The organism is Fodinicurvata fenggangensis DSM 21160, assembly GCF_000686045.1.
Classification (GTDB): domain Bacteria; phylum Pseudomonadota; class Alphaproteobacteria; order Kiloniellales; family DSM-21159; genus Fodinicurvata; species Fodinicurvata fenggangensis.
Genome location: NZ_JMLV01000001.1, coordinates 313,718 through 335,551 on the forward strand (window position 1 = coordinate 313,718; position 21,834 = coordinate 335,551).

General features: G+C 57.1%; 20 protein-coding genes and 1 tRNA gene. 5 read left to right on the forward strand and 16 right to left on the reverse strand.

The window, feature by feature from the left end; all coding sequences use genetic code 11:
• Nucleotides 1-33 precede the first annotated feature (33 nt).
• From glpX to BP38_RS21580, 5 genes are all read left to right on the forward strand, one after another.
• Entirely contained in the window at nt 34-1,005 is a 972-nt protein-coding gene (gene glpX, locus BP38_RS0101490) for a class II fructose-bisphosphatase (protein WP_026986270.1), read from the forward strand.
• 11 nt (nt 1,006-1,016) lie between these two features.
• Nucleotides 1,017-2,813: a single-stranded-DNA-specific exonuclease RecJ gene (gene recJ, locus BP38_RS0101495; RefSeq protein ID WP_026986271.1), complete on the forward strand. Its 1,797-nt coding sequence runs from the start codon at nt 1,017-1,019 to the stop codon at nt 2,811-2,813.
• A gap of 47 nt (nt 2,814-2,860) precedes the next feature.
• The gene (locus BP38_RS18475; protein WP_051608830.1) at nt 2,861-3,613 is read left to right on the forward strand and encodes a DUF1194 domain-containing protein; all 753 of its coding nucleotides are present in this window, start codon (nt 2,861-2,863) and stop codon (nt 3,611-3,613) included.
• A 108-nt stretch (nt 3,614-3,721) separates the two neighbouring features.
• A tRNA-Glu gene (locus tag BP38_RS0101505) sits at nt 3,722-3,797 on the forward strand.
• Nucleotides 3,798-4,377: 580 nt separating this feature from the next.
• Nucleotides 4,378-4,950: an OmpA family protein gene (locus tag BP38_RS21580; protein ID WP_162175101.1), complete on the forward strand. Its 573-nt coding sequence runs from the start codon at nt 4,378-4,380 to the stop codon at nt 4,948-4,950.
• 69 nt (nt 4,951-5,019) lie between these two features.
• Here the strand turns inward: BP38_RS21580 and BP38_RS0101515 are convergent, their stop codons facing one another.
• The 16 genes from BP38_RS0101515 to trpD form a co-directional block, all read right to left on the reverse strand.
• Complete coding sequence (locus BP38_RS0101515) at nt 5,020-6,657, reverse strand: NTP transferase domain-containing protein (protein ID WP_026986273.1); 1,638 nt, start codon at nt 6,655-6,657, stop codon at nt 5,020-5,022.
• A gap of 1 nt (nt 6,658) precedes the next feature.
• Nucleotides 6,659-7,375 carry an XdhC family protein gene (locus BP38_RS0101520; RefSeq protein WP_026986274.1) on the reverse strand — a complete coding sequence of 239 codons (717 nt, stop codon included), beginning with the start codon at nt 7,373-7,375 and terminating at the stop codon, nt 6,659-6,661.
• Entirely contained in the window at nt 7,372-7,719 is a 348-nt protein-coding gene (locus BP38_RS0101525; protein ID WP_026986275.1) for an XdhC family protein, read from the reverse strand. Before BP38_RS0101525 ends, BP38_RS0101520 begins: the two co-directional genes overlap by 4 nt.
• Nucleotides 7,716-9,014: a vWA domain-containing protein gene (locus BP38_RS0101530; protein WP_081816381.1), complete on the reverse strand. Its 1,299-nt coding sequence runs from the start codon at nt 9,012-9,014 to the stop codon at nt 7,716-7,718. Before BP38_RS0101530 ends, BP38_RS0101525 begins: the two co-directional genes overlap by 4 nt.
• Before the next feature lie 9 nt (nt 9,015-9,023).
• On the reverse strand, nt 9,024-9,980 hold the full coding sequence (locus tag BP38_RS0101535) for an AAA family ATPase (RefSeq protein ID WP_051608832.1): 957 nt from the start codon (nt 9,978-9,980) through the stop codon (nt 9,024-9,026).
• Nucleotides 9,962-10,300 carry a YdbL family probable chaperone protein gene (locus tag BP38_RS0101540; protein ID WP_081816382.1) on the reverse strand — a complete coding sequence of 113 codons (339 nt, stop codon included), beginning with the start codon at nt 10,298-10,300 and terminating at the stop codon, nt 9,962-9,964. The genes BP38_RS0101535 and BP38_RS0101540 overlap by 19 nt, the downstream gene beginning before the upstream one ends.
• Before the next feature lie 34 nt (nt 10,301-10,334).
• Nucleotides 10,335-10,541 (reverse strand): YnbE family lipoprotein, encoded by a 207-nt coding sequence (locus BP38_RS0101545; RefSeq protein WP_245602289.1) that lies wholly within the window; start codon nt 10,539-10,541, stop codon nt 10,335-10,337.
• Between the two features lie 70 nt (nt 10,542-10,611).
• Nucleotides 10,612-13,635 (reverse strand): intermembrane phospholipid transport protein YdbH family protein, encoded by a 3,024-nt coding sequence (locus tag BP38_RS0101550; RefSeq protein WP_026986280.1) that lies wholly within the window; start codon nt 13,633-13,635, stop codon nt 10,612-10,614.
• 91 nt (nt 13,636-13,726) lie between these two features.
• Nucleotides 13,727-14,521, reverse strand: coding sequence for an FAD binding domain-containing protein (locus BP38_RS0101555; RefSeq protein ID WP_026986281.1), 795 nt, complete (start codon nt 14,519-14,521; stop codon nt 13,727-13,729).
• Nucleotides 14,522-14,535: 14 nt separating this feature from the next.
• A complete protein-coding gene (locus tag BP38_RS0101560; RefSeq protein WP_026986282.1) occupies nt 14,536-16,896 on the reverse strand; it encodes a xanthine dehydrogenase family protein molybdopterin-binding subunit in 2,361 nt (786 codons plus the stop codon).
• Between the two features lie 4 nt (nt 16,897-16,900).
• A complete protein-coding gene (locus BP38_RS0101565) occupies nt 16,901-17,368 on the reverse strand; it encodes a (2Fe-2S)-binding protein (protein ID WP_026986283.1) in 468 nt (155 codons plus the stop codon).
• Between the two features lie 159 nt (nt 17,369-17,527).
• A complete protein-coding gene (locus tag BP38_RS0101570) occupies nt 17,528-18,277 on the reverse strand; it encodes an SRPBCC family protein (protein WP_026986284.1) in 750 nt (249 codons plus the stop codon).
• Nucleotides 18,278-18,312: 35 nt separating this feature from the next.
• Entirely contained in the window at nt 18,313-19,524 is a 1,212-nt protein-coding gene (locus BP38_RS0101575) for a molybdopterin molybdotransferase MoeA (RefSeq protein ID WP_026986285.1), read from the reverse strand.
• Nucleotides 19,521-20,000, reverse strand: a complete 480-nt coding sequence (moaC, locus tag BP38_RS0101580) for a cyclic pyranopterin monophosphate synthase MoaC (protein WP_026986286.1) — start codon at nt 19,998-20,000, stop codon at nt 19,521-19,523. Before moaC ends, BP38_RS0101575 begins: the two co-directional genes overlap by 4 nt.
• A complete protein-coding gene (trpC, locus tag BP38_RS0101585) occupies nt 19,997-20,806 on the reverse strand; it encodes an indole-3-glycerol phosphate synthase TrpC (protein WP_026986287.1) in 810 nt (269 codons plus the stop codon). Before trpC ends, moaC begins: the two co-directional genes overlap by 4 nt.
• Nucleotides 20,803-21,828: an anthranilate phosphoribosyltransferase gene (gene trpD, locus BP38_RS0101590; RefSeq protein ID WP_026986288.1), complete on the reverse strand. Its 1,026-nt coding sequence runs from the start codon at nt 21,826-21,828 to the stop codon at nt 20,803-20,805. The genes trpC and trpD overlap by 4 nt, the downstream gene beginning before the upstream one ends.
• Nucleotides 21,829-21,834 lie beyond the last annotated feature (6 nt).

Here is a 21,834-nt window from a genome sequence, read left to right on the forward strand (position 1 = left end):
TGGATGATGTCAGAGTTGGATAGCAAAAGCGTAATGGACCGGAACCTCGCTCTCGAGGTCGTGCGGGTCACGGAACTGGCAGCTTTGGCGGCCTCGAAGTTGATGGGGCGCGGGGATGAGAAGGCAGCTGATATGCAAGCGGTCAACGCCATGCGTGCCGGTTTGAACTCCTTGACCATCGATGGAACGGTGGTCATCGGTGAGGGCGAACGCGATGAAGCCCCCATGCTTTATATCGGTGAGAAGGTGGGCGCGGGTGGTCCGCGCGTCGATATTGCCCTGGACCCTCTTGAGGGGACGACAATCACGGCGAAGGGTGGCCCCAATGCCCTGACGGTTGTTGCAATGTCGGAAGAGGGTGGCTTCCTGAATGCACCGGACGTGTACATGGACAAGATCGCCATTGGTGGCGGTCTGCCGGAGGACCTGGTCGATCTGGATGCAACACCGGCCGAAAACTTGAAGGAACTGGCCAAGGCCAAGCAGATGGATGTGGACGACCTGGTGGTTTGCATCCTGGACCGGCCTCGCCACAGCGAACTGATTGCGAAAGTGCGTGAAGCCGGGGCGCGGATCATGCTGATTGGTGATGGTGATGTTTCCGGTGTCATCGCCACCAGCCAGAGTGAAAGCGGCGTGGATGCCTATATGGGCAGCGGGGGCGCCCCTGAAGGTGTTCTGGCGGCCGCTGCCCTGCGTTGTATTGGCGGGCAATTCCAAGGGCGTCTCACGTTCCGGAATGATGATGAACGGGCACGTGCGAAACGCTGGGGCATTACCGACATGGACCGCAAGTACAAGCTTGAAGATCTTGCCGGCGGGGAAGTGATGTTTGCGGCGACAGGGGTTACGGACGGTTCCATGCTGCGCGGTGTTCGCCGTCAACCCGGCGGCGCTATTACACATTCCCTGGTTATGCGTTCAAAGAGTGGAACCATCCGCTTTGTCGAAACGCGCCACAATTTCACCCGCAAGACCTGGTACGAAACCATGGCTGGGCTCTGACAATCGGCGAGGTGACGTTGCAGGCAACGGAGAGCGAATGCCTACTTGGCGTGGAGCGTTCCTGTACCGGAAAGCGCTGGCTTTTGCGCGCCTGCAACGAACGACAGTCATTGGCGCTCAGTCAGCGGCTTGGGTTGCCCGACACCATCGGGCGGATTCTCTCCTCGCGCGGTATCGATATCGATCAGGCTGAGAGCTTTCTTTCACCTACGCTCAAGGAACTGATACCGGATCCACTGTGCCTGAAGGACATGGACAAGGCTGTCGATGCTCTGGCTTCTGCCATACAAGACAAACGTCCCATAGCGGTCTTTGGGGATTATGATGTCGATGGTGCAACATCGAGTTCCTTGCTGAAGCTGTTCCTCCAGTCCCTCGGTGTTCCCCTTGAGGTGTATATTCCGGATCGGATCCGTGAAGGCTATGGCCCCAACTCAGCGGCCATGCATGCCCTGGCCAGCAAGGGGATCGAGCTGGTAGTGACAGTTGATTGCGGTATAACGGCTTACGATGCCTTGCAGGCAGCTGCGGATCAGGGGCTCGGTGTTATCGTTGTTGATCATCACGTTGCGGAAACCAGGCTGCCGCCCGCACAGGCCGTGGTGAATCCAAATCGCCTCGATGACGAAAGCGGACTCGGACATCTGGCAGCAGTGGGTGTGACTTTCCTGCTGTTGGTGGCGTTGAACAGGGCCTTGCGGGAGCGTGGATGGTATGCGGCCCAGGGTGTTCGGGAGCCGAGCCTCATGCAACTCCTGGACCTGGTGGCTCTGGGAACGGTCTGCGATGTCGTTCCGCTGACCGGCCTGAACAGGGCGTTTGTGACACAAGGCCTCAAGGTCTTGGCGCAACGAAGAAATCAGGGGCTCCAGGCGCTTTCGGATGTTGCGCGGGTGGATGAAATGCCCAGCGCCTATCACCTGGGCTTTATTCTTGGTCCACGTGTCAATGCCGGGGGGCGTGTGGGCGAGGCGGGCCTGGGAACAGAACTCCTGACGTCCGCCGATACAGGAATTGCGCGCACTCTGGCGCAGCGTCTGGATGACTATAACAATGAACGCCGCGAAATTGAGGCCAGCGTCCTTGAGCAGGCAATCCAGGAGGTGGAAGGGCAGGACGGTCCCCGTGATCTTGTCATAGCAGTGGGGCAGGACTGGCACCCAGGCGTTATCGGGATTGTCGCCAGTCGACTGAAGGAACGTTTTGATCGCCCTTCCATCGTCATTTCCTTGGATGAAGAGGGGGTCGGCAAAGGGTCGGGACGGTCGGTTCCCGGTGTCGATCTGGGCTCCATAGTGCTGGCAGCCAGGCAGAAAGGGCTTCTCATCAATGGCGGCGGTCATGCAATGGCGGCCGGCTTGACGGTTGCGCGGGATCAATTGGCAGCCTTGCAGGAATTCATGAGCGAACGCGTCAGCCAGGTCCTTTCAGGCCTGGCGTATCAGCCGACGCTTCGACTGGATGGCATCTTGCAGTACCAGGCCGGCCACTATGCGTTCTATCAGTCCCTGGAACAGCTGGCCCCCTTTGGGACAGGCAACCCGGAACCCAGATTTGCCGTACCCAATGTGCAGATCCTGCGTGCAGACGTGGTTGGCAGCGACCATCTGCGTGTTTTTGCCAGGACCGAAACTGGGGAGCGGCTGAAGGGAATCGCCTTCCGCGCCGTAGGGCGTCCACTTGGCGATCTGCTTCAGGCCGCAAAGGACTTTCCGGTTCATCTTGCCGGAAAGTTGCGGCGAGATAGCTGGGCAGGCCCCGAAGCCCTCCAGCTGCACATAGAGGACGCAGCTCGGATTGCCCCTTAAGCTGTACTGTCCCCCAAGGCATTCGGCTCACCTCATAGGTCCATGACATGAAGAGATGGCCGCAACTCTACTGGATAGTCACACTTTTCCTGTTCGTTTTCCCGCTTGGCATGCAGGAGGCGCGTGCGGCGCAAGAAGTCGACCTGCAGCTTATATTGGCCGTGGATTCCTCGTCGAGTGTCGATGCCAGAGAGTTCGATTTGCAAATGAAGGGCTACGCCGATGCTTTCCGCAACAAGGAGGTGCAGGCCGCGATTCGCGGTGTCGGCGATCGTGGCGTTGCCGTTGCGATGATACACTGGGCAGGAGAGGACGAGCAGGTTGTTGCGCAGGACTGGCAACTGCTTGTCGGTGCGGGAGATGCTGAGGCCTTTGCCGACTTGTTGGACCGCACGCCCCGCTATGTACGGCGCGGCAGTACAGCTATCGGCAACATGCTTGCTTTTGCCGGGGCCATGATGAAGGCGGCGCCATACGTCGGCCGGCGGCAAGTGATCGATGTTTCCGGTGATGGTCAATCCAACAAGGGACTGAATGTTGCCAGGGGACGCGAGTCGCTTCTCGATAAAGGCGTTACGGTCAATGGCCTGGCTATTCTCAATGAGGAACCGGGACTTGATCAGTATTTCCGCCAGCAGGTCATCGGGGGCGCAGGCGCTTTCGTTATCTCGTCTCCTGGATTCGAAGAGTTTGGGGAGGCTATACGGAACAAGATCCTGCGTGAGCTCGAAGGCGCCCCACTTTCCAGGCAGGATTCCGAAGAGGAGGGGCTTGGCGTGCAGTTCTCTCAGCGCAGATGACTCATGGGAGCCAATAAAAGGAAAGCACGCAGGTGAAAATTGCTGAAAAGGCTCCGCAGGGGGTTGCTTTTGCCTGTCTGTAAAGTTATCTCACCAACCGTCCACGGCGTCCCCATCGTCTAGCGGTCTAGGACATCAGCCTTTCACGCTGAAGACACGGGTTCGAGTCCCGTTGGGGACACCACCTCCCTTACATGGCGCCGCAATCAGTGATCAGATCTGCAGACAGGCAAAGTCTGCCCCTGCATTTTGCGCTTACCTTTTCTTAACTAAAGCAGAGTCAGTCTGCTGTCCTGAGGATAGCATTTATAGGTTGGCCCAAGAAAAGCATTGGTAAGACCTCGACAATACATGGATGCTTATCTAAATATTTGGTGATCGCTGAAAGAGTGAGAGCTGACCATAGCTTGCAGCACGATAATGATGTGTTACGCAAAGGTGACAGATGCTCTCCGCGCCCTGTGGTGTGTTTGGGAACGCTCCGTGAATACACATTTGAGAGAGGCGGCTAAGCCCTGTTAAAGACAGAAGAATCGGATGATTTCGAAGCCTGACTGTGGTAGACAGTGCAAAGAAGTTACAGGGGACTGTGGTTTTAAAGTCGCACATTCCTACACACTATACAGGGTTTCAATAATGGAACTTCCATTAGTGGACTTCAGAAGTTATGTTGTTGCATGATTTTCGGTGTGATCCGTCCGCATGGGGTTCCTCGCAACCCTGAGCAAACGAGTTTATCAACCCAACCAGGGGGACCTCCAAAGATGACCTTACTTCGAAACACCTGCTTCGCTACAGCAGCGGCCGTGGGCCTCACAATGGGCTTTGCGGCCAACCCGGCCCTCTCCGCTCAGGTCGATGACCGCGAGCATGGCTGGTGCAATGTCGTCACGAACATCCAGCCGGAGAACGTGATTCGCTCTTCCAACGGCAAAGCCGTGATCCAGGATTCTTCATATCCTTGCGAGCCACAGGTGGCCGAAGAGCCCGAGCCTGAGCCCGAAGCACCCGAATCCTTCGTGGTTTACTTCGACTTCGATCGCTCCAACATCCGTCCGGATGCAGCCGAGACACTGGTCGACGTACTTGAAACCGCTGAAGCGGAAGAAGCTCAGGGCTTCGCCCTGACCGGTCACACCGACACCGTTGGTACGGCTGAGTACAACATGGCGCTGTCCCTGCGCCGTGCCGAATCGGTTCGCGACTGGTTTGTTGATCGCGGCGTTCCGGCCAATGCAATCTCGGTTGCTGGCCGTGGCTACTCCGAACCGGCCGTACCCACCGGTCCGGAGGTTCGCGAGCAGCTCAACCGTCGTGTTGAGATCGTGATGCAGTAAGCCTCCTGGCTTAACGCACAAGAAGAAACCGGCGCCCTAGAAGGGCGCCGGTTTTTTTTTGGTTCTATTTCACTCTCCTCGCGTTCTCTTGCGAAGGGCCTCCAGGTCCTGGGGGGCATCGATATCGGCCAGTACCGAGTCATCCTTGACAGCGACTTCCGCGACAAGGTCGGGGTAATCCCCAAGCAATTGACGTGCCCCGATATCGCCTGAAATCTCCATGATCTCCGCAAAGAACTCCTTTCCGATCAATACAGGATTGCCACGTTTGCCTTGCCAGGTCGGCACGCAGATCTCACGTCCTTCGACAGGGTTGTAGCTTGTCACCAAGTGGTTCAGGACTTCGCTGCTGACCTCGGGCATGTCGGCCAGCATGACAAGTATGGCATCCGTATTGTCTTCCAATGCGGCCAAGCCGGCCTGTATTGATGTACTGAGACCATCAGCATATTTTGGATTGTGGATGAATCGCACAGCCTTGCCGTCCAGCTTCTCCTGCACCTTGTCGGATTCGTGACCTGTGACGACCAGGCAATCTGAAACCTGGGAGTCCAGGGCGGTGTCCACGGTGGTTTGTAGAAGGCTTTTCCCGTTTACCTGTTCCAGGAGCTTGTTGATATGGCCCATGCGTCGTGACTGACCCGCCGCCAGGACCAGGGCTGTGACCCTGGGAAACTGTGCTGTTTCTTCCTGAGAGACAGCCTGCGTACGGGGTAGGGGACGTGAAGGGATTTCCTTCAGCAGGCCACCTACACCCATGCCGGCAATGTCCTCAGGCGCTATTGGCAGGTCTGCACATAGACGTTGGAGGACCCAGTCAAAGCCATTCAGCTTTGGAGACCGTGCGCACCCCGGCAAGCCGATTACATCGATCCCGCCGATTTCGGCAAGTAGCAGTAAATTTCCCGGATCCACGGGCATGCCGAAATGCCTGACCTGGCCACCGGCTTGCTCGATGGCGGCTGGAATCGTGTCCTTGCGATCAATAATGGCAGAGGCCCCGGATACCAGAAGGATATCCGGCTTTTCTGCTGTCAGTCTTGAAATGGCTGCTGCAACCTCTCCTTCATCGTGGGCGCAGCGAATCTCACGAACATCGGGACTCCCCAATTGTCGCAGACGATGGTTGAGTGCCGATTGTGTCTTGTCGAGCAGGCTTTCCTTCATACCTGCCAGACTGGTCTGGATCAGGCCGACTTTCTTTCTCTGGAATGGCGCGATCCTTACAGGGGCCGCCGTCGCCTTTCGACAAAGGTCCTGGCATGACTGCAGGGAGTGTCGAGGTGCAGCGAAAGGTATGATCTTGACGGTCGCGAGCATCTGCCGCGGTTCCACCATTTCATAGGCCGGAAGAGTGGCAACGGTGAGTGCTTCATCGACCCGGTTTACGGTATTGATCGTCTCGCTATCGACGACGAGGAGACCGTGGCACGTGGACATGATGTTGCAGCGACCCGTTACAGCACTGGTCAATTCCGTCCCACTGCCGGCAACTGATGAAGCAAGCGCTTGTGCTGCATCATCCTCGTGAATGTCACCGTCTTCGATTTGCGCGACCGTGACTTCTTCTATCCGGGCCAGACGAAGGACCTGAATGTCTTCCGCACTGAGCTGCCGGCCTTTCTTGAAATTCACGGAGCCACGTTTCAGGGAATGGGCAAGCAGTGCGCCTTCAGCCTGATCGATGGGAATTTGGCCAAATATCATCTCAACCCTGCCTTCCGACTTTGCCCGGAATCTCGGCACCACGCAGAACGGCGGTCAATTCGGCCAGAATGGAGACGGCAATCTCTGCAGGGTTCTGTGCGCCAATGGACAAGCCAATCGGCCCGTGGATTCGAGCCAGGAAGTCCGGCCCCCTGCCAGCCTCACTTAAACGCTGAAGACGTTTCTGGTGTGTCCGATTGGACCCCAAAGCCCCGATGTAAAATGCCGGACTTTCAAGAGCGACCAGAAGTGCCGGGTCATCCAGCTTGGGATCATGGGTGAGGGTGACAACGGCAGAGCGACTGTCGAGATCAAGGCCTTTCAGGGCTTCGTCCGGCCAGGAGTGGAGGATCTCAAGGCCGGGAAAGCGTGATTCAGTGCCCCAAGCCTGCCGGGGGTCGATCAGGGTGACTTCATAACCCATCTGATCGGCCATCGGGCAAAGCTTTTGAGCAATATGGACGGCCCCCACGACCATCAGGCGGGCTGGAGGTAGAAGGCATTCGGCAAAATGCCGTTCATCACTCAACAGGCCACTTTTTCCTTTGCTCAGGGCCTGTCGCGCCTCTTCCAGCAAGGCCTCCGACAGCTCCAGGTCACCTTCAAGCTCATGGGGATGAATCAGCAACTGTTGGCCAGATTCCAGGTTCGTGACGAGGCAGGCAGGCGTCTTGGACTGCATGTCCCTGCGCAGGCTTTTCAGGAGCGCCCTCTTCATTGATCTGCCACCAGCTTTTCCACGTAAACGCGAACGGTGCCTCCACAAGCAAGCCCGACTTCCCAGGCATCCTCATTCGTGACGCCGAATTCCAGAAGGCGAGGCTTGCCATCCTTCATTGCCTGCTTGGCCTCCTCGACGACAGCGCCCTCAATGCATCCACCGGAGACCGAGCCCATCATGTCTCCGGCATCATCTACCAGAAGATGGCTGCCGACCGGGCGGGGGGAGGAGCCCCAGGTTCCCACGACCGTTGCCAATGCTGCCGTTCGCCTCTGGTCCAGCCAGTTTTCCGCAAGCCCCAGAATTTCGTCGCTTGCGGCATAGAGTGGATTTGCCGTCATCCTTCCAGTTCCTTCTTCCAGATCGTCGCCGGACTCGGCCGGGACATGGCACCGGTTTGCAGAACATCTGCGAGCTGCTCCAGGCTTTCCAGGTTATGGACCGGCAGGAAGTCGTCGATATGCGGCATGAGTGCCCTGGCTCCCCCGGTTTTGGGTTGGTACCCGTCATAACGAAGCAAAGGATTGAGCCAGATCAGGCGACGGCAGGACTTCTGGAGCCTCTCGGCTTCTTTCTCCAAAAGGCGGTTGTCCTCGCGGTCCAGTCCATCGGTAATCAGCAGCACGGTGGCTCCTTGGGCCAGCACGCGCCGAGACCAATGAAGGTTGAAGTCCGAGAGACAGCTGCCAATACGCGTGCCACCATCCCAATCCTGTGCCGTATGCCCTATGTCATCGAGTGCAATGTCCACATCCTTCTCCTTCAGCGAACGGGTGACATTGGTCAGGTGCGTTCCGAAAAGGAAGGAGTGGACACGCTCGCGCTCGCCAGTGGTGGCATGCATGAAGTGCAGAAGGATGCGTGAATAGCGGCTCATGGAACCCGAGATGTCGCAAAGTATGACCAGCGGGGGAATCCGTTCGCGACGCTTGCGCCAAGCAAAGCGGACGGTTTCACTGCCACTGCGAAGCGATTGCCGGAGACTGTTGCGAAGATCGATGCGTCCAGGCGCGGAGGCGGCCTTGAAGCGTCGTGTCCGGAGCCTTTCAAACGGCAGACGCATGCGGGCTATGCGCTGCTTGGCTTCCTCTATCTCCGCCTGTGACATCTGTTCAAAGTCGCGATGCTGCAGGCTGTCGTTCTGGGACCAGGTCAAGGCCGCATCGAGTTCGATCTCCTGCTTTTCAGTCTCCTTTTGCTCCTGCTCATCCTGATCGAATCGCATGGCTTCAGCGACCCGACGATTGAGGGGCTTCCCCGGATCATTTTCAGAGGAGTCGTCGAAGATCGTGGGCAGGAATAGCGAGCGCATGCGATCCAGCAGATGCGGGTTGCGCCAGAACACCTCGAAAGCCTGGTCGAAGATTTCCTGTTGGTCCCGGTGGGTAATGCAAACCCCATGAAGCGCCCAGTAAAAATCTTCTCGCCGCTGGAGGCCTACAGCCTGCACAGCTTCGAAAGCCTCAAGCGCAGTCGAGGTTCCAACCGGTATGCCAGCCGAACGCAAGACATGCAGGAAGCGCAGGATGTTCTCTGCCAGCCGCCCCCCGGTCCCGGCGGTTTCCGGGCTGTCAGGTGTCTCGGATTTTGACTGGACCGTATCAAAGGCTCCTGATGAGGGTTCGCTTTGTTGCATGGCCAAGCCTTACTGTGCTGTGGCGACATCCCGCTTGATCTGCTGTAGCAGGCGGGTTGCTTCACTGCCTTCAATCTTGGCTATGTCGTCCTGGTACTTGAGAAGCACGCCAAGCGTGTCATCGACGGCTGAACTGTCCAGGCTGATCATGTCCAGCTGAACCAGCGCTTCCGCCCAGTCGATGGTTTCGGCAATTCCAGGCGACTTGAAGAGGTTGGTATCACGCAGGGCATGCACAAAGGAAACGATCTCACGGCTCAAGCTGTCCGGGACGTCCGGGGCCCTGGAGGCCAGGATTTTCTGCTCACGCTCCATATCGGGATAGTCGACCCAGTGATAAAGGCAGCGCCGCTTGAGCGCGTCATGAATTTCACGGGTTCGATTGGAGGTCAGGATTACGATTGGTGGTTCACTTGCCCGGATATTCCCCAGTTCGGGAATCGATATCTGGAAATCGGACAGAAGTTCCAGGAGAAAGGCTTCGAAGGGTTCATCCGTACGGTCGAGTTCATCAATCAGAAGGATCGGAGGCCCTTCCGGTGCTGGTTTCAAGGCCTGCAGCAAGGGGCGTTCGATCAGGAATTCCTCGGAAAAGATATCCGAAACCAGAGAGGCGCGATCGTCAGAGTGTCCAGTGGCCTCGGCAAGGCGAATCTCGATCATCTGCCTGGGATAGTTCCATTCATATGCAGAGCTCGCCAAATCAAGCCCTTCGTAGCACTGCAGGCGAATCAAACGCCTTCCCAGTGTTGCCGCGAGGACCTTGGCCAACTCGGTCTTGCCGACGCCGGCTTCCCCTTCAAGGAACAAGGGGCGTTTCAGCTTCAGGGCCAGGTACACCATGGTGGCAAGGTTGCGACCAGCCACATAATTGCCTTGCTCCAGAAGCTTCAGGGTTGCATCGACACTGTCGGGAAGGGGGGAAGACTGAAGGGGGTGACTCTCGTTCACTGTATCTGTGTCCATTTGCCGTCTGGCTTCTTGATCCAGGTTCCACTTGGAACCTTGCTAATGATCTTTTCAAAATAGACTTTGCCAACTTCCTGCACAGGAGCGTTCTGTTGCTCCGCACGGTCGCGATAAACCTCGAGGCGTTCATTGTTTATATCGTCCACGGCCTGCTCGGCAGAGGGCGTGCGTGCTTCCATCAAGCCGTCCCAACGTTCACCGGCTTCTCCACTGCTGCGAAGCTCCTGGGCGGATTGCGCCCAGGCACCGGTGCTCAAACTGAAACTGCCCAGAAGAATGGCCAGAAGGGCTATCAGAAGAGTCCTACGCATATTCATGCTCTAGTTTCCCGTAAATACGCTGTTCATCCGTTTAGAAGATGTCGGGTTTGGATTCGATATCCTCTTCCGCCTGTTCCTCCAGGCGGACACGAACATCGGCATCGAGCTTGACGTTCAAGTTGATCGTGATCGGGTCCTTCGGCGCCTCAACTCGTACGGTCGGTTGACAGGAGACCAGCAAGCCCTGTGCCAGCAGGACTGCCAGGAGTCCGAAGGTGTTCTTGTGCAGTCTGGTCACTTCAAAACTTTCTTCCGTTGAAGATTGTACAGTACATGCATGCTGTCTCTTAATTGTGGTGGCTTGATGGTCATTGCACAAGTTCGAGCATATCATCCAGGACATTCTGGGAAAGGCGGCGACCTTCAGAGATTGCTTGAAGGACAGAGGCTAAATCGCCATTCATATTTATATTCAGGTCGAAAGGATGACCGTCGAGTACATCCGGATTCTGGCCTTCCAGTTTTATGGCAAGCCGGCTTTCTCCTTGGATGGGTTTGTGAATGTCCAAGCGGAGTCTGTCGTAATGGAAATTCTCTAGCGCATCCAGCATCAAGGAGACAGCTTCCCCTCCCGAAGCAAGGGCAGAGCGTACCTCATCCGACTTGAAAGCAATCTGGCCAGTCTGGGAAGATTCCAAATGCCCGTCAGAAATTTCGAACGCGCCATCAGTAATGGTGACAGGTATCTCTCCCGTAAAGCGCCCGGCTGCTTCCAAGTCCTCGATTTCAAGCAGATCGACGAGTTGCGATATGCTGATATTCTCGAGTCTCAAGATTAACTTATGTCGATTCTTGGAAAGATCGAATTCGCTGTCCTCGATATGCAAACGACCATCCGCAAAATTGGAACGCAGGTTTTCAAGCTTTACGACAGGTAGTGCGGTTTGTCCTTCAGCAAGCTCAAAGCGACCCAATATATCGGCAAGCTGTATATTGCCTATACCCGCGGCTTCAACAGTGAAGACCTGCGATTGAGTTGTACGCAAAGGTAATAAGCTCCCGAGCTCTATGGTGCTGTTCAGGTTCTTGATCCCAGTATCGAAAATACTGAAGTCCAGCCCCGTGAGGTAAAGCCGGCCCCGGCCATTCAGTCCATAATCGTTCCAGGCAATATTGAGGCTGAGCGCAGCATCGCCTTCGACATCCTCAAGTATATCGAGTATGGGGAACAGTCCGGTCGGTTGCAGCCCATTGATCAAGAAGCGATGTGAAGGAAGGGAAAAATCCAGAGAACCGTTACCGGTTTCCAGGCTGTGGGATCCTTCCGCTGTGACGTTTGTCTTGCTGTTCGGATCTACTCCCGCAAGCGAAAAAGCCAGAGCTTCTTTGCGCAAAAAGACATGACCGTTCAGGTCCAGCGCAGAAAAAATGGCTGGATCAGCGGTGCTGCTGAGGAGTCCCTCATTCACTTGTAGCAGGGGCGTCTCTTGATCTGGTAGGGGGTATTCGGCCTCGAAAGCTAGGTCTGCGAGTGACAGCCCCGGTTCATCCAGGGTCACCTTTTGCAGTTTTCCGGTGGCAGTGAAAGTAGGGGACTGTCCGGGCGGCAAGCTGGAATCGTGCTTCACTTCGAAATCAACGGATAGGGGGCGCACTTGCCCTGTCAGAGGGGCGCCGCTTGTCCGGAACTGCCGGAAAGTCAGGTCTTGAAGCTCTGCTTTGCCATTGATCCCAAGGTGGAAATCAGACTCTCCCTCGTTACGTTGGAAACTGACGTTCAACTCGCCGATCTTGAGCTCTGATTCCGGAATCCCCAGGCCGGCGGGCAGGGACAAGCCTTTGGCGCGCACCACGCCAGGTTCCTTGGTGGAGACTTCCAGCTTTTGGGTGCCCTTGCCGTGGAAACCAATGAATAATTCCGCTGCGCTGGTTCCGGCACTGGCATAAGGGGTGTTGAAGCCTTCGCTCGTCGCGGAAAGCTTTGCATGTCCATCGTAGCTTTCATAAGCACCTGACAGACTCGCTTCACCGCTGATCTCGTGAGAACCAAGCTGGTCCAGGGGCAGTTCCTCGACAAGGAGGTTTTCAAGCCTGGCTTCAAACTGTTTGTCACGGGGCAGGAAGTATCCGGACAAACGCCCTGAAAGCCGTGCGCCTTGGGCGCCTTCGAGTTTTGCAGTCGTTAGGACGTCGATACGGGGCGTGCTGGACAGTCCGCTCACTTCCATGAAGGGGCGTTCACCCCGAACATCCGATAAGTGCAGGCTATAGCTGTCGTCCAGAAGTGCTTTTGACTGGCTGTCATCTGATAAGTTTGCCGTCTCGTCCTTAATGTTCGCCAGCGACATGCTGGCCGGGCCCTTCAGGAAGAGGGAAAAACGCGCATTTTCCAGCAGGAAGTCCGCGGCAACAGAACCTTCCATGAGGCGGCGATCGAAGGGTGTTGAGAGCTTCAGGATTTCCAGGCCAACCTCCCCCTTAGCATCGAGTGCCTCGATCCAGTCCACCAGGCTTCCAGAGGCGTCAGCCAGCGCCGTGGCTTTCGGTAACTGAACATTGCCGTCCAGGGAAAGAATGGCTTTCATCTGCTCATCCTGCATGGGCAGGCTGGCCGTCCAACTTTCCCAATCCCCCTTTGTAATCTGCAAGGAGCCGTTCAGGTCCAGGTTTGGAGAGGCAACGATGTCCCGGCCAGAGAATGAAATCTGTCCATCGATGCCCAGCCTTGGCACAACCGTGTTCAGGTTACCTTCCATCGAGACCGGCAGCAGGTCGGACAAGCTCAGCGCAATATTACCGACGACTCTGGCCTCACTGTCCTCGATCGGGTGAAATGTCAGCTGAAGGTCATGTTCTTCCTGGCTGTTTCGCTGCAAGAGAGCATCCAGCCCAAGGCTGTAACGTCTTTCTTCATAAACAAGGGTGTACTCAGCGTCGTTGAGATGGATATCGGACACTTCCCAGTTTCCAAGGACATCCTGCGGAGAGGAAAGTGAACTTCCTTCCGGTGGCCCTTCGTCCTCGGGACTTGTGTCCGTTCCACGGCCCTGGCGCTTTTCATGGCCGGCCTGTTTTTGGAGAATCTTGAGTCCATGGATCTCCAGTTCGGGCAAGACACCGGAGAGCAGGTTTTCCGGGCTGAAGCGTATGATCACCCGATCTGCAGTGATGCGATCCACCGTCGTTTCTCGGACAGCCAGGTCCTCGATGACGGCTTGCTTGAAGCCAACTTCGGCAACCGTCAGGTCGGCAGAGATACCGGCTTGTTGCAGGTAATAGTCAGCGGCCCATTGCAAGACCGGTTTGCGCAAGGCGACGGCGCTTGCACTGGCAATCAGGACGACGCCAAGCAGCGCCAGAACAGTAATAAGCCCTTTCTTCCGTCGGGACATGATGCCGCTTCATACTGCTGCAAATAAGGCCGGGCCTGTGTAGGCCCGGCCTGGTGATCAGCGAGGAACACGCCCTTTCAGGCGCAAGTTTTCAGGATAGCGACTCGACAGCACGACGCGCCATCACGTTTACCAAATGGGCCCGGTATTCAGCTGAGCCGTGCAGATCGCTGTTCATGCCATCTGCCGGGATATTTATGCCGCGCAAGGCATCTGCGGAGAAGCTGTTGCTCAGAGCCGCCTCCATCTCCGATACCCGAAACGCGCTGGGGGCAGCTCCTGTAACAGCCACGCGTGTTTCCCCACCGACTTGCGCTACGAAAACACCAACCATGGCATAGCGTGACGCCGGATTTGGAAACTTGGCATAGGCAGCCTTGTCGGGAACAGGGAAGTTCACCGAAAGAATAAGTTCACCTTCCTCGAGGGCCGTCTCGAACATATCCACGAAGAAATCGTCGCCGCTGATTTCGCGTTTGTTCGTCTTCACCGTGGCGCCCAGCCCCAGAACTGCGGCCGGATAGTCAGCGGATGGATCGGCATTGGCAATGGAGCCGCCCAGGGTGCCGCGATTGCGGACCTGAGGATCACCTATTCCGCCGGCGAGTTTGGCCAGGGCAGGGATCTTCTGATTGACGAGAGGGTCGGAGGCAACGCTTGCATGCGTGGTCATGGCCCCAATTGCGAGGCGCCCATCATCCTCGCAAACCCCGGTCATATCCTGAATGGCACTTAGATCCACAATATCCGAGGGACTGGCCAGGCGCTGCTTCATGGTTGGCAGTAGGGTCATCCCTCCGGCCAGGAAGGTCGCATCCTCGCTGCCGCCTCGTGCGCGTACGGCATCGTCCACGGAATTCGGGCGATGATAGTCAAAATTATACATCCGTCTGGCCTCCCTTATTCAGCAGCCTGCTTGATCTTTGCCTGGGCAATTCGCCAGACCTTTTCGGGACTTGCCGGCATGTCGATTTCCTGATCCAGCGCGTCCGTGATGGCATTCATCAGGGCCGCTGGTGCGGCAATGGCACCGGCTTCACCACACCCCTTCACACCAAGCGGATTGTGGGTGCACTCGCTTGTCGTCATGCCCACACGGAAGGTCGGGAAATTGTCAGCCCGAGGCATGCAGTAATCCATATAGGACCCGGTGATCAGCTGGCCGCTGTCACTGTCGTAGACACAGTTCTCGTAAAGAGCCTGACCAACGCCCTGGGCTATGCCGCCATGAACCTGTCCCTCGACGATCATCGGGTTGAGTATGCGTCCGAAATCATCGACAGCCACCCAGTCCTTGATTTCCGTCATGCCCGTATCCGGATCAATTTCGACCTCTGCGATATGGACACCGGCAGGATAGGTAAAGTTCAAGGGATCATAGAAGGCCGTTTCGTCCAGGCCGGGTTCCACGCCTTCCGGATAGTTGTGTGGCACGTAGGCCGTGAACGCGATCTCGGCCATGGCCTTTGATTTGTCCGTGCCTGATACGGTGAAGTGACCGTCCTTGAATTCCACGTCCTCAGGGCTGGCTTCCATGAGATGAGCCGCGATCTTGCGCCCCTTCTCGATAACCTTGTCACAGGCCTTGGATATGGCGGATCCACCCACGGCAAGTGAGCGGGAGCCATAGGTGCCCATACCCATGGGAATCTGGCCTGTGTCGCCGTGAACGATCTCCACATTCTCGTAGGGGATGCCAAGCTTGTCGGCGACCAGTTGAGAGAAGGTGGTTTCATGGCCCTGCCCATGACTGTGCGAGCCCGTGAAGACCGAAACAGTTCCGGTTGCGTTGAATCGGACCTGTGCCGATTCCCAAAGGCCGACACCTGCGCCGAGGGAGCCGACGACGGCCGAAGGCGCCAGCCCGCAAGCTTCAATGTAGGCTGAGAAACCGATCCCGCGTAACTTCCCATTACGCTCGGACTCAGCTCGCCTCTGACTGAAGCTTGTGTAGTCGATCATCTGCAACGCCTTGTCCAGCGTCGGCTCATAATCCCCGGTGTCGTAATTCAGGGCCACGGGGGTCTGATAGGGGAACTGATCCGGCTGTATGAAGTTCTTGCGGCGCAGTTCGGCTGGATCCATGTCCAGTTCCCGCGCAGCGACCTCGACAATGCGTTCCACCACATAAGTCGCTTCGGGACGTCCCGCTCCGCGATAGGCATCGACCGGTGCGGTGTTGGTGAACATCCCCTTTACGTTGCAGTGGATTGCAGGCGTTGTGTACTGGCCGGCCAGCAGGGTGGCATAGAGATAGGTCGGGACGCAGGTTGAGAAGCTGGAAAGATAGGCGCCAAGGTTGGCCTTGGTATCAACCTTCAGGCCCAGGAATTTGCCACCTGCATCAAGCGCCAGTTCAACATGCGTGATGTGATCGCGCCCGTGTGCATCGGTCAGGAAGCTTTCCGCGCGCTCGGCTGTCCATTTAACGGGTCGTCCCACTTTCCGGGCTGCCCAGGTACAAGCCGTCTCCTCAGCGTAGGCAAAGATCTTCGAGCCAAATCCTCCGCCGACATCGGGCGCCACGACACGCACTTTCGTTTCGGGAAGGTTCAAAACGAAGGCGCAGAGGATGAGGCGCAGTAGATGTGGATTCTGACTCGTCGAATAGACGGTGTAGCTGTCGGTTCCCGAATCGTATTCGCCAATGGCCGCGCGCGGTTCCATTGCGTTGGGGATCAGCCGATTGTTGACCAGGTCCAGCTGGGCAACGCGATCAGCCTTCGAGAAGGCCTCGTCCACAGCTGATTTGTCGCCCAATTCCCAATCAAAGCAAAGGTTTCCAGGCGCTTCCTCGTGTATCAGTTCGGCGTTTTCAGCGCTCTTCATGTCAATGACAGGATCGAGCTCTTCGTAGTCGACCTCTATCATGTCTGCGGCTTCACGCGCCTGGGAAAGGCTTTCCGCGATGACCATGGCCACTTGGTCCCCGACATAGCGAACCTTGTCGCGCACAAGTGGGTAGTGTGGGGGCGCCTTGTGCGGATCGCCATGGCGATCCGTGACAACCCAGCCGCAGGGCAGGGAGCCAACGCCGTCATCAGCCATGTCCTGGCCTGTAAAGACGGCCACGACACCATCGGCCTTGCGGGCTTCTTCCGCGTTTATCGAAGTCACCTTTGCATGGGCGACCGGAGAACGCAGGAAACAGGCATAAACCTGGCCTGCCTTGTTGATGTCATCGGTGTAATGCCCTTTGCCAGTCAGGAAGCGATAGTCTTCCTTGCGCTTGACGGAGGCGCCAATTCCAGTATCAGGCATGGCTTCAACTCCTCATTTCCTGTGCGGCCGACTGAATGGCCTTCACGATGTTCTGGTATCCGGTGCAGCGGCAGATGTTGCCTTCAAGCCAATGACGGACCTCCTCGTCCGACGGATCCGGATTGTGCTTCAGAAGATCCAGGGCACTCATCACCATGCCCGGTGTGCAGTATCCGCATTGCAGGCCATGATGCTCCTTGAAGGCAGCTTGCATGGGGTGAAGATCACCATTCTTGGCAACGCCTTCGATGGTTGTCACATCCGCGCCCTCGACCTGGGCCGCCAGCATTGTGCAGGCCTTTGCCGATTGGCCGTTCACGTGAACCACACACGCACCGCATTGGCTGGTGTCACAGCCAACATGAGTGCCGGTCAGGTTCAGGTGTTCTCTCAGGAAGGTGACGAGCAGGGTACGCGGGTCAACGGTTTTCGTGACTTCCTTACCATTGACGGTCATGGAAACGGTAAGCATAGACGTCTCTCCAGCTGTTCTTTGCGGTAATGGTTATGCCGCCTGTATTCTTGTCCCGCTATACCTTGCGGTTTGGCCCTCCATCACGGGGCATACTGTAAAGGAGTTTGTGCTTCCTCTTTCAGGCGGTCAAGTGGGGTAGAGGCGAAGTTTATCGAGTTAAACGAAAAGGATGAGCAGCAGCACGATAATGATGGCGGCCCCCCCAATCCAGACAACCGGGGACAAACCGGTTTTTCCCTGGGAAGGAGAAGAGGTGTCCCGTTCAGCATCCCTGTCTGTTCCGGGGTGGGGTGCCTGTGCGTGGGTGGCCGACTCCTCATCCGCACCAGCAGAAGCGGTCGTCGCTGATGTATCGCCTGCATCAGGCGAAGGTGCTGCCTTTTCGCTTGGCGTGCTATCGGCAATGGTGTCCGTGCCTGCCGCGGTTCCAGTCGTTCCCTGATCACTGGAGGAAAGGGCATACTTCTCGGATACCTGACGCTCGAATTCAGAAAAGAATTCATTTGCCATCTTCTGAGCAGTGCCATCGATCAGGCGTGAACCAAGCTGTGCCAGCTTGCCGCCAACCTTTGCTTCGGCCTTGTAGGTCAGGGTGGTCACCTGGTCGCTTTCAGCCTGAAGGTGAACGTCCGCACTGCCCTTGGCGAAGCCTGCAGCGCCGCCCTTGCCCTCGCCACTGATCGTATAGCTTTCTGGCGGGTTCATGTTCGACAGGGATACGGCCCCCGTGAACTTGGCATTCACGGGGCCAACCTTGGCCTTCACCTTGGCTTCGAAGGAATGATCGTCCGTCTTCTCGAGCTCTTCACATCCTGGAATACAATTCCTGAGGATATCCGGGTCGTTCAAGGCCTCCCATACGATGTCGCGGGGTGCTTCGATACGATACTCACCGGTCATTTCCATGGCAGCCTCCCTTGGGTGTTGTCAGGGTGTGATTATCAGATCGGATAGACTTGGTTATCCAGGCGTAGAATGGAAACCATTTCTCCTTTTTCGCGTGCCGGATCATGGGGTGGGCGCACGATCAGGGCCGTGCTATGCGACAGGGTAGAAAGCATTGAACTGTCTTGTAGAGTCGCGGCCCTGACTGTCAGCCGACCCTTAGAATCTTGCCCAAGGGTCGAACGCACGTAATCCTGGCGACGATCATTGGCCTTCAGTCCCTCTTCCAGAAGGGCCTTCTCTTGAGGCGAGTCATGTTCCTCCAAACCCTGCAGCCTTTCCAGGCAGGGCCTCAGGAAAACCATGGCACAAACCAGCGTTGAAACAGGGTTACCGGGTAACCCCAGCATCGGCACGGCACCAAGTTGTCCGAACAGAAGCGGCTTTCCGGGACGCATGGCAATCTTCCAGAAATCCATCTTCAAATCATTCAGGCCGCTGCGAATCAGGTCATGTTCGCCTACGGAAGCGCCGCCTGTCGTAACCAGAAGATCAGCCCCTCTGGCCCCTGCAATCATGTTGTTGAGTGCATCGGCGTTATCCGGTGCTATGCCCAGATTCAGTGGTGTGCCGCCACAGGCCTCGATAAAGCTGCAAAGTGCCAATCCATTGGAACTGACGATCTGAGCAGGTCCCGGCATTTCTCCGGGCATGACAACCTCATCGCCCGTGGCCAGGACAGCAACTCTGGGTTTCCTGGAGACGTGCAGCCAGGGGACATTCATGGCTGCGGCCAGTGCAACGTCGCGGACATTCAGCCGCTTTCCCGTGGCAATGCCAGTGTCGCCAGCCTGGAAATCCAGGCCCTGGGGGCGAACATAGTGCCCGACAGGAACGGCCTGGTGGACCAGGACTCTTGATTCACCCTGTGTCTGCGTATCTTCCTGAATCACGATAGCATCAGCGCCCGGGGGAAGTTGGGCGCCCGTGAAGATGCGTACCGCTTGCCCTGCCTGAAGGGTGCCTTCAAAGCTGTCGCCAGCGGCAATGTGGCCGATTATCTCCAGTTCAGTAGGGCGTTCCTGCAGGTCGGCGGCGCGCACAGCATAGCCATCCATTGCGGAGACGGCACGTGGCGGATGACTGACACGCGCCTTTAAAGGCTGCGCCAGTACACGGCCGCGAGCACGTTCAAGCGACACCTGTTCCGCAGGCAGGGGCGAGATATTCTCGAGGATCCTCTGTAGGGCTTCCTCGACTGCAATCATTGACTGGCCTCATATCTGCCTGATTTTCCACCGGACTTGTGCGTCAGGCGGATGTTCCCAATTACCATGCTGCGGTCCATGGCCTTGCACATGTCATAAACGGTCAAAGCTGCGACGTTAACGGCGGTGAGGGCTTCCATCTCAACTCCCGTGCGTCCCTTCAGCTTGCAGGTCGCCTCGATCAAAACCGTATTATGCTGCTGATCCAGAGACAGTTCCACAGACACGGAGCTGAGTGATAGAGGGTGGCATAGCGGTATTAGGTCAGGTGTACGTTTGGCCCCCATGATTCCGGCCAGGCGTGCGACCGAAAGGACGTCTCCTTTTCCGATCGTGCCTTCCGCTATGCGCTGAGCGGTTTCAGGAGAGACCTGGATTTCCCCCTTGGCGGTCGCGACGCGCTCTGTCTCAGCCTTCTCGGAAACATCGACCATGCGGGCCCGCCCCTCATCGTCGAAATGGGTCAGTTTGCTCATGAGCGCCCCGCTTCCTCGGGTTGCAACAAGGCACGGGCGGCTTCCTCGACATTGTCCTGGCGCATCAGGGATTCCCCGATCAGGAAGCCACGCGCACCCGCCTTGGCAAGGCGGTGCAGGTCATCGGCCTCGTAGAGCCCGCTTTCCGCAATCAGGAAGCGATCTTCGGTGATCCTTGGGGCGAGTATCTCCGTCGTTTCAATATCGACCTCCAAGGTCTTGAGATTACGGTTGTTTATGCCAATCAACGGGGAATGCAGATTGAGGGCTCGATCCAATTCCAGCTCGTCATGGACTTCAAGCAACACATCCATCCCCAGGTCCGTTGCCAGTCGCTCCATTTCCTGGGCCTGTTTCTGGGAGAGGGCAGCCAGAATCAGGAGCACGCAATCGGCCCCAAGCGCGCGGGATTCCAGGATCTGGTAGGGTTCCAGCATGAAATCCTTGCGCAGGGCGGGCAGGGGGCTTGCCGACCGGGCCATTCTCAGATGATCGTCGCTTCCCTGGAAATAGGGAATATCCGTCAAAACAGAAAGACAGGCTGCTCCACCACGGGTATAGGCTTCCGCAAGCTCTGTAGGGTCAAAATCCTTGCGTATGAGGCCCTTGGAAGGGGAGGCTTTCTTTATCTCGCAAATCAGCCCATAGCCTGACTCTTCAGCCTTCTCCTTCAAAGCGCGATGGAATCCCCTGGGCTTTCCATTGGCAGCGATGATCTTCTCGAGCTCGTCCACCGAGAGAAGCTGTTTTCGCTCCTCAATGTGTTGGCGCTTTTCACTGCAAATCTGTTCGAGAACGTCGCTCACTGTTCGGGCTCCGTGTTGGTGATTGACACGAGCCTGTCCAGAACCAATGCGGCCCGTCCACTGTCTACGGCTTCGCTGGCCATTTCCAGGCCCTGGGGCAGGGTCTCCACCTTGCCTGCAACGACCAGCGCGCCTGCAGATGTCATTAGAATGGTGTCGCGCAGAGCCCCGGGCGCCCCCTTCAGGAAGTTAAGCACGGCCTCGGCATTCTGTTCCGCATCCCCACCCTGCAGTTCTTCCGGGGCCGCTGAGCGCAAGCCGTAATCCTGTGGGTCGATCTCAAAGGTTTCGATCCGACCTGAGTTCAGAGAAGCCACATGGGTCCGTCCGGCGGACGTCAATTCGTCGAAACCATGCTCGCCGTGAACCACCCAAGCCTTCTCATGTCCCAGCCCTTTCAGGACTTCGGCCAGGGGGACAAGCCAATCCTGATTGAAGACGCCGAGTATCTGGCGCTTGACCCTTGCCGGATTACACAGGGGGCCCAGGATGTTGAAAATGGTCCTTGTTCCCAGTTCCACGCGCGCGGGTCCCACGTGACGCATGGCACTGTGATGGCGGGTCGCCATGAGAAAGCAGGTGCCAGCCTCTCTAAGTGCACGGCTGACAAGTTCCGTTTCAGCATCGATGTTCACGCCAAGCGCTGTCAGGACGTCTGCGGCCCCGCTTTTCGAGGAAAGCGCCCGGTTGCCATGCTTGGCCACAGGAACACCACAGGCCGCAACGACAAACGCCGCTGCCGTCGAGATGTTAAAGGTCCCCTTGGCGTCACCTCCTGTACCGCAGGTATCAATGGCATCTGGGGGGGCATCGATGGCGTGCATCTTCCCGCGCATGGCCCGCGCTGCCCCAATGATTTCTGGTACAGTTTCACCGCGCACCCTCAGGGCCATCAGGAACCCGCCGATCTGGGCCGGGGTGGCATCCCCCGACATTATGATGTCGAAGGCGGTTTCCGATTGGGATTCATCGAGCGATGTGCCTTCGGCGACAGTTCCGATCAGCTGTTTTAAGTCCGTCATGTCCTT

Excerpts from the sequence above, each read along its gene's own strand:
- moaC (WP_026986286.1), bottom strand. The coding sequence starts at position 20,000 with ATGAGCAAACTGACCCATTTCGACGATGAGGGGCGGGCCCGCATGGTC.
- BP38_RS0101535 (WP_051608832.1), bottom strand. The coding sequence starts at position 9,980 with ATGGACACAGATACAGTGAACGAGAGTCACCCCCTTCAGTCTTCCCCC.
- glpX (WP_026986270.1), top strand. The coding sequence starts at position 34 with ATGGACCGGAACCTCGCTCTCGAGGTCGTGCGGGTCACGGAACTGGCA.
- BP38_RS0101555 (WP_026986281.1), bottom strand. The coding sequence starts at position 14,521 with ATGTATAATTTTGACTATCATCGCCCGAATTCCGTGGACGATGCCGTA.
- BP38_RS0101550 (WP_026986280.1), bottom strand. The coding sequence starts at position 13,635 with ATGTCCCGACGGAAGAAAGGGCTTATTACTGTTCTGGCGCTGCTTGGC.
- BP38_RS0101525 (WP_026986275.1), bottom strand. The coding sequence starts at position 7,719 with ATGACGGCAAATCCACTCTATGCCGCAAGCGACGAAATTCTGGGGCTT.
- BP38_RS0101530 (WP_081816381.1), bottom strand. The coding sequence starts at position 9,014 with ATGCAACAAAGCGAACCCTCATCAGGAGCCTTTGATACGGTCCAGTCA.
- BP38_RS0101520 (WP_026986274.1), bottom strand. The coding sequence starts at position 7,375 with ATGAAGAGGGCGCTCCTGAAAAGCCTGCGCAGGGACATGCAGTCCAAG.
- BP38_RS21580 (WP_162175101.1), top strand. The coding sequence starts at position 4,378 with ATGACCTTACTTCGAAACACCTGCTTCGCTACAGCAGCGGCCGTGGGC.
- BP38_RS0101575 (WP_026986285.1), bottom strand. The coding sequence starts at position 19,524 with ATGATTGCAGTCGAGGAAGCCCTACAGAGGATCCTCGAGAATATCTCG.
- BP38_RS0101560 (WP_026986282.1), bottom strand. The coding sequence starts at position 16,896 with ATGCCTGATACTGGAATTGGCGCCTCCGTCAAGCGCAAGGAAGACTAT.
- BP38_RS0101565 (WP_026986283.1), bottom strand. The coding sequence starts at position 17,368 with ATGCTTACCGTTTCCATGACCGTCAATGGTAAGGAAGTCACGAAAACC.
- BP38_RS0101570 (WP_026986284.1), bottom strand. The coding sequence starts at position 18,277 with ATGGAAATGACCGGTGAGTATCGTATCGAAGCACCCCGCGACATCGTA.
- trpD (WP_026986288.1), bottom strand. The coding sequence starts at position 21,828 with ATGACGGACTTAAAACAGCTGATCGGAACTGTCGCCGAAGGCACATCG.
- BP38_RS18475 (WP_051608830.1), top strand. The coding sequence starts at position 2,861 with ATGAAGAGATGGCCGCAACTCTACTGGATAGTCACACTTTTCCTGTTC.
- BP38_RS0101540 (WP_081816382.1), bottom strand. The coding sequence starts at position 10,300 with ATGAATATGCGTAGGACTCTTCTGATAGCCCTTCTGGCCATTCTTCTG.
- BP38_RS0101515 (WP_026986273.1), bottom strand. The coding sequence starts at position 6,657 with ATGATATTTGGCCAAATTCCCATCGATCAGGCTGAAGGCGCACTGCTT.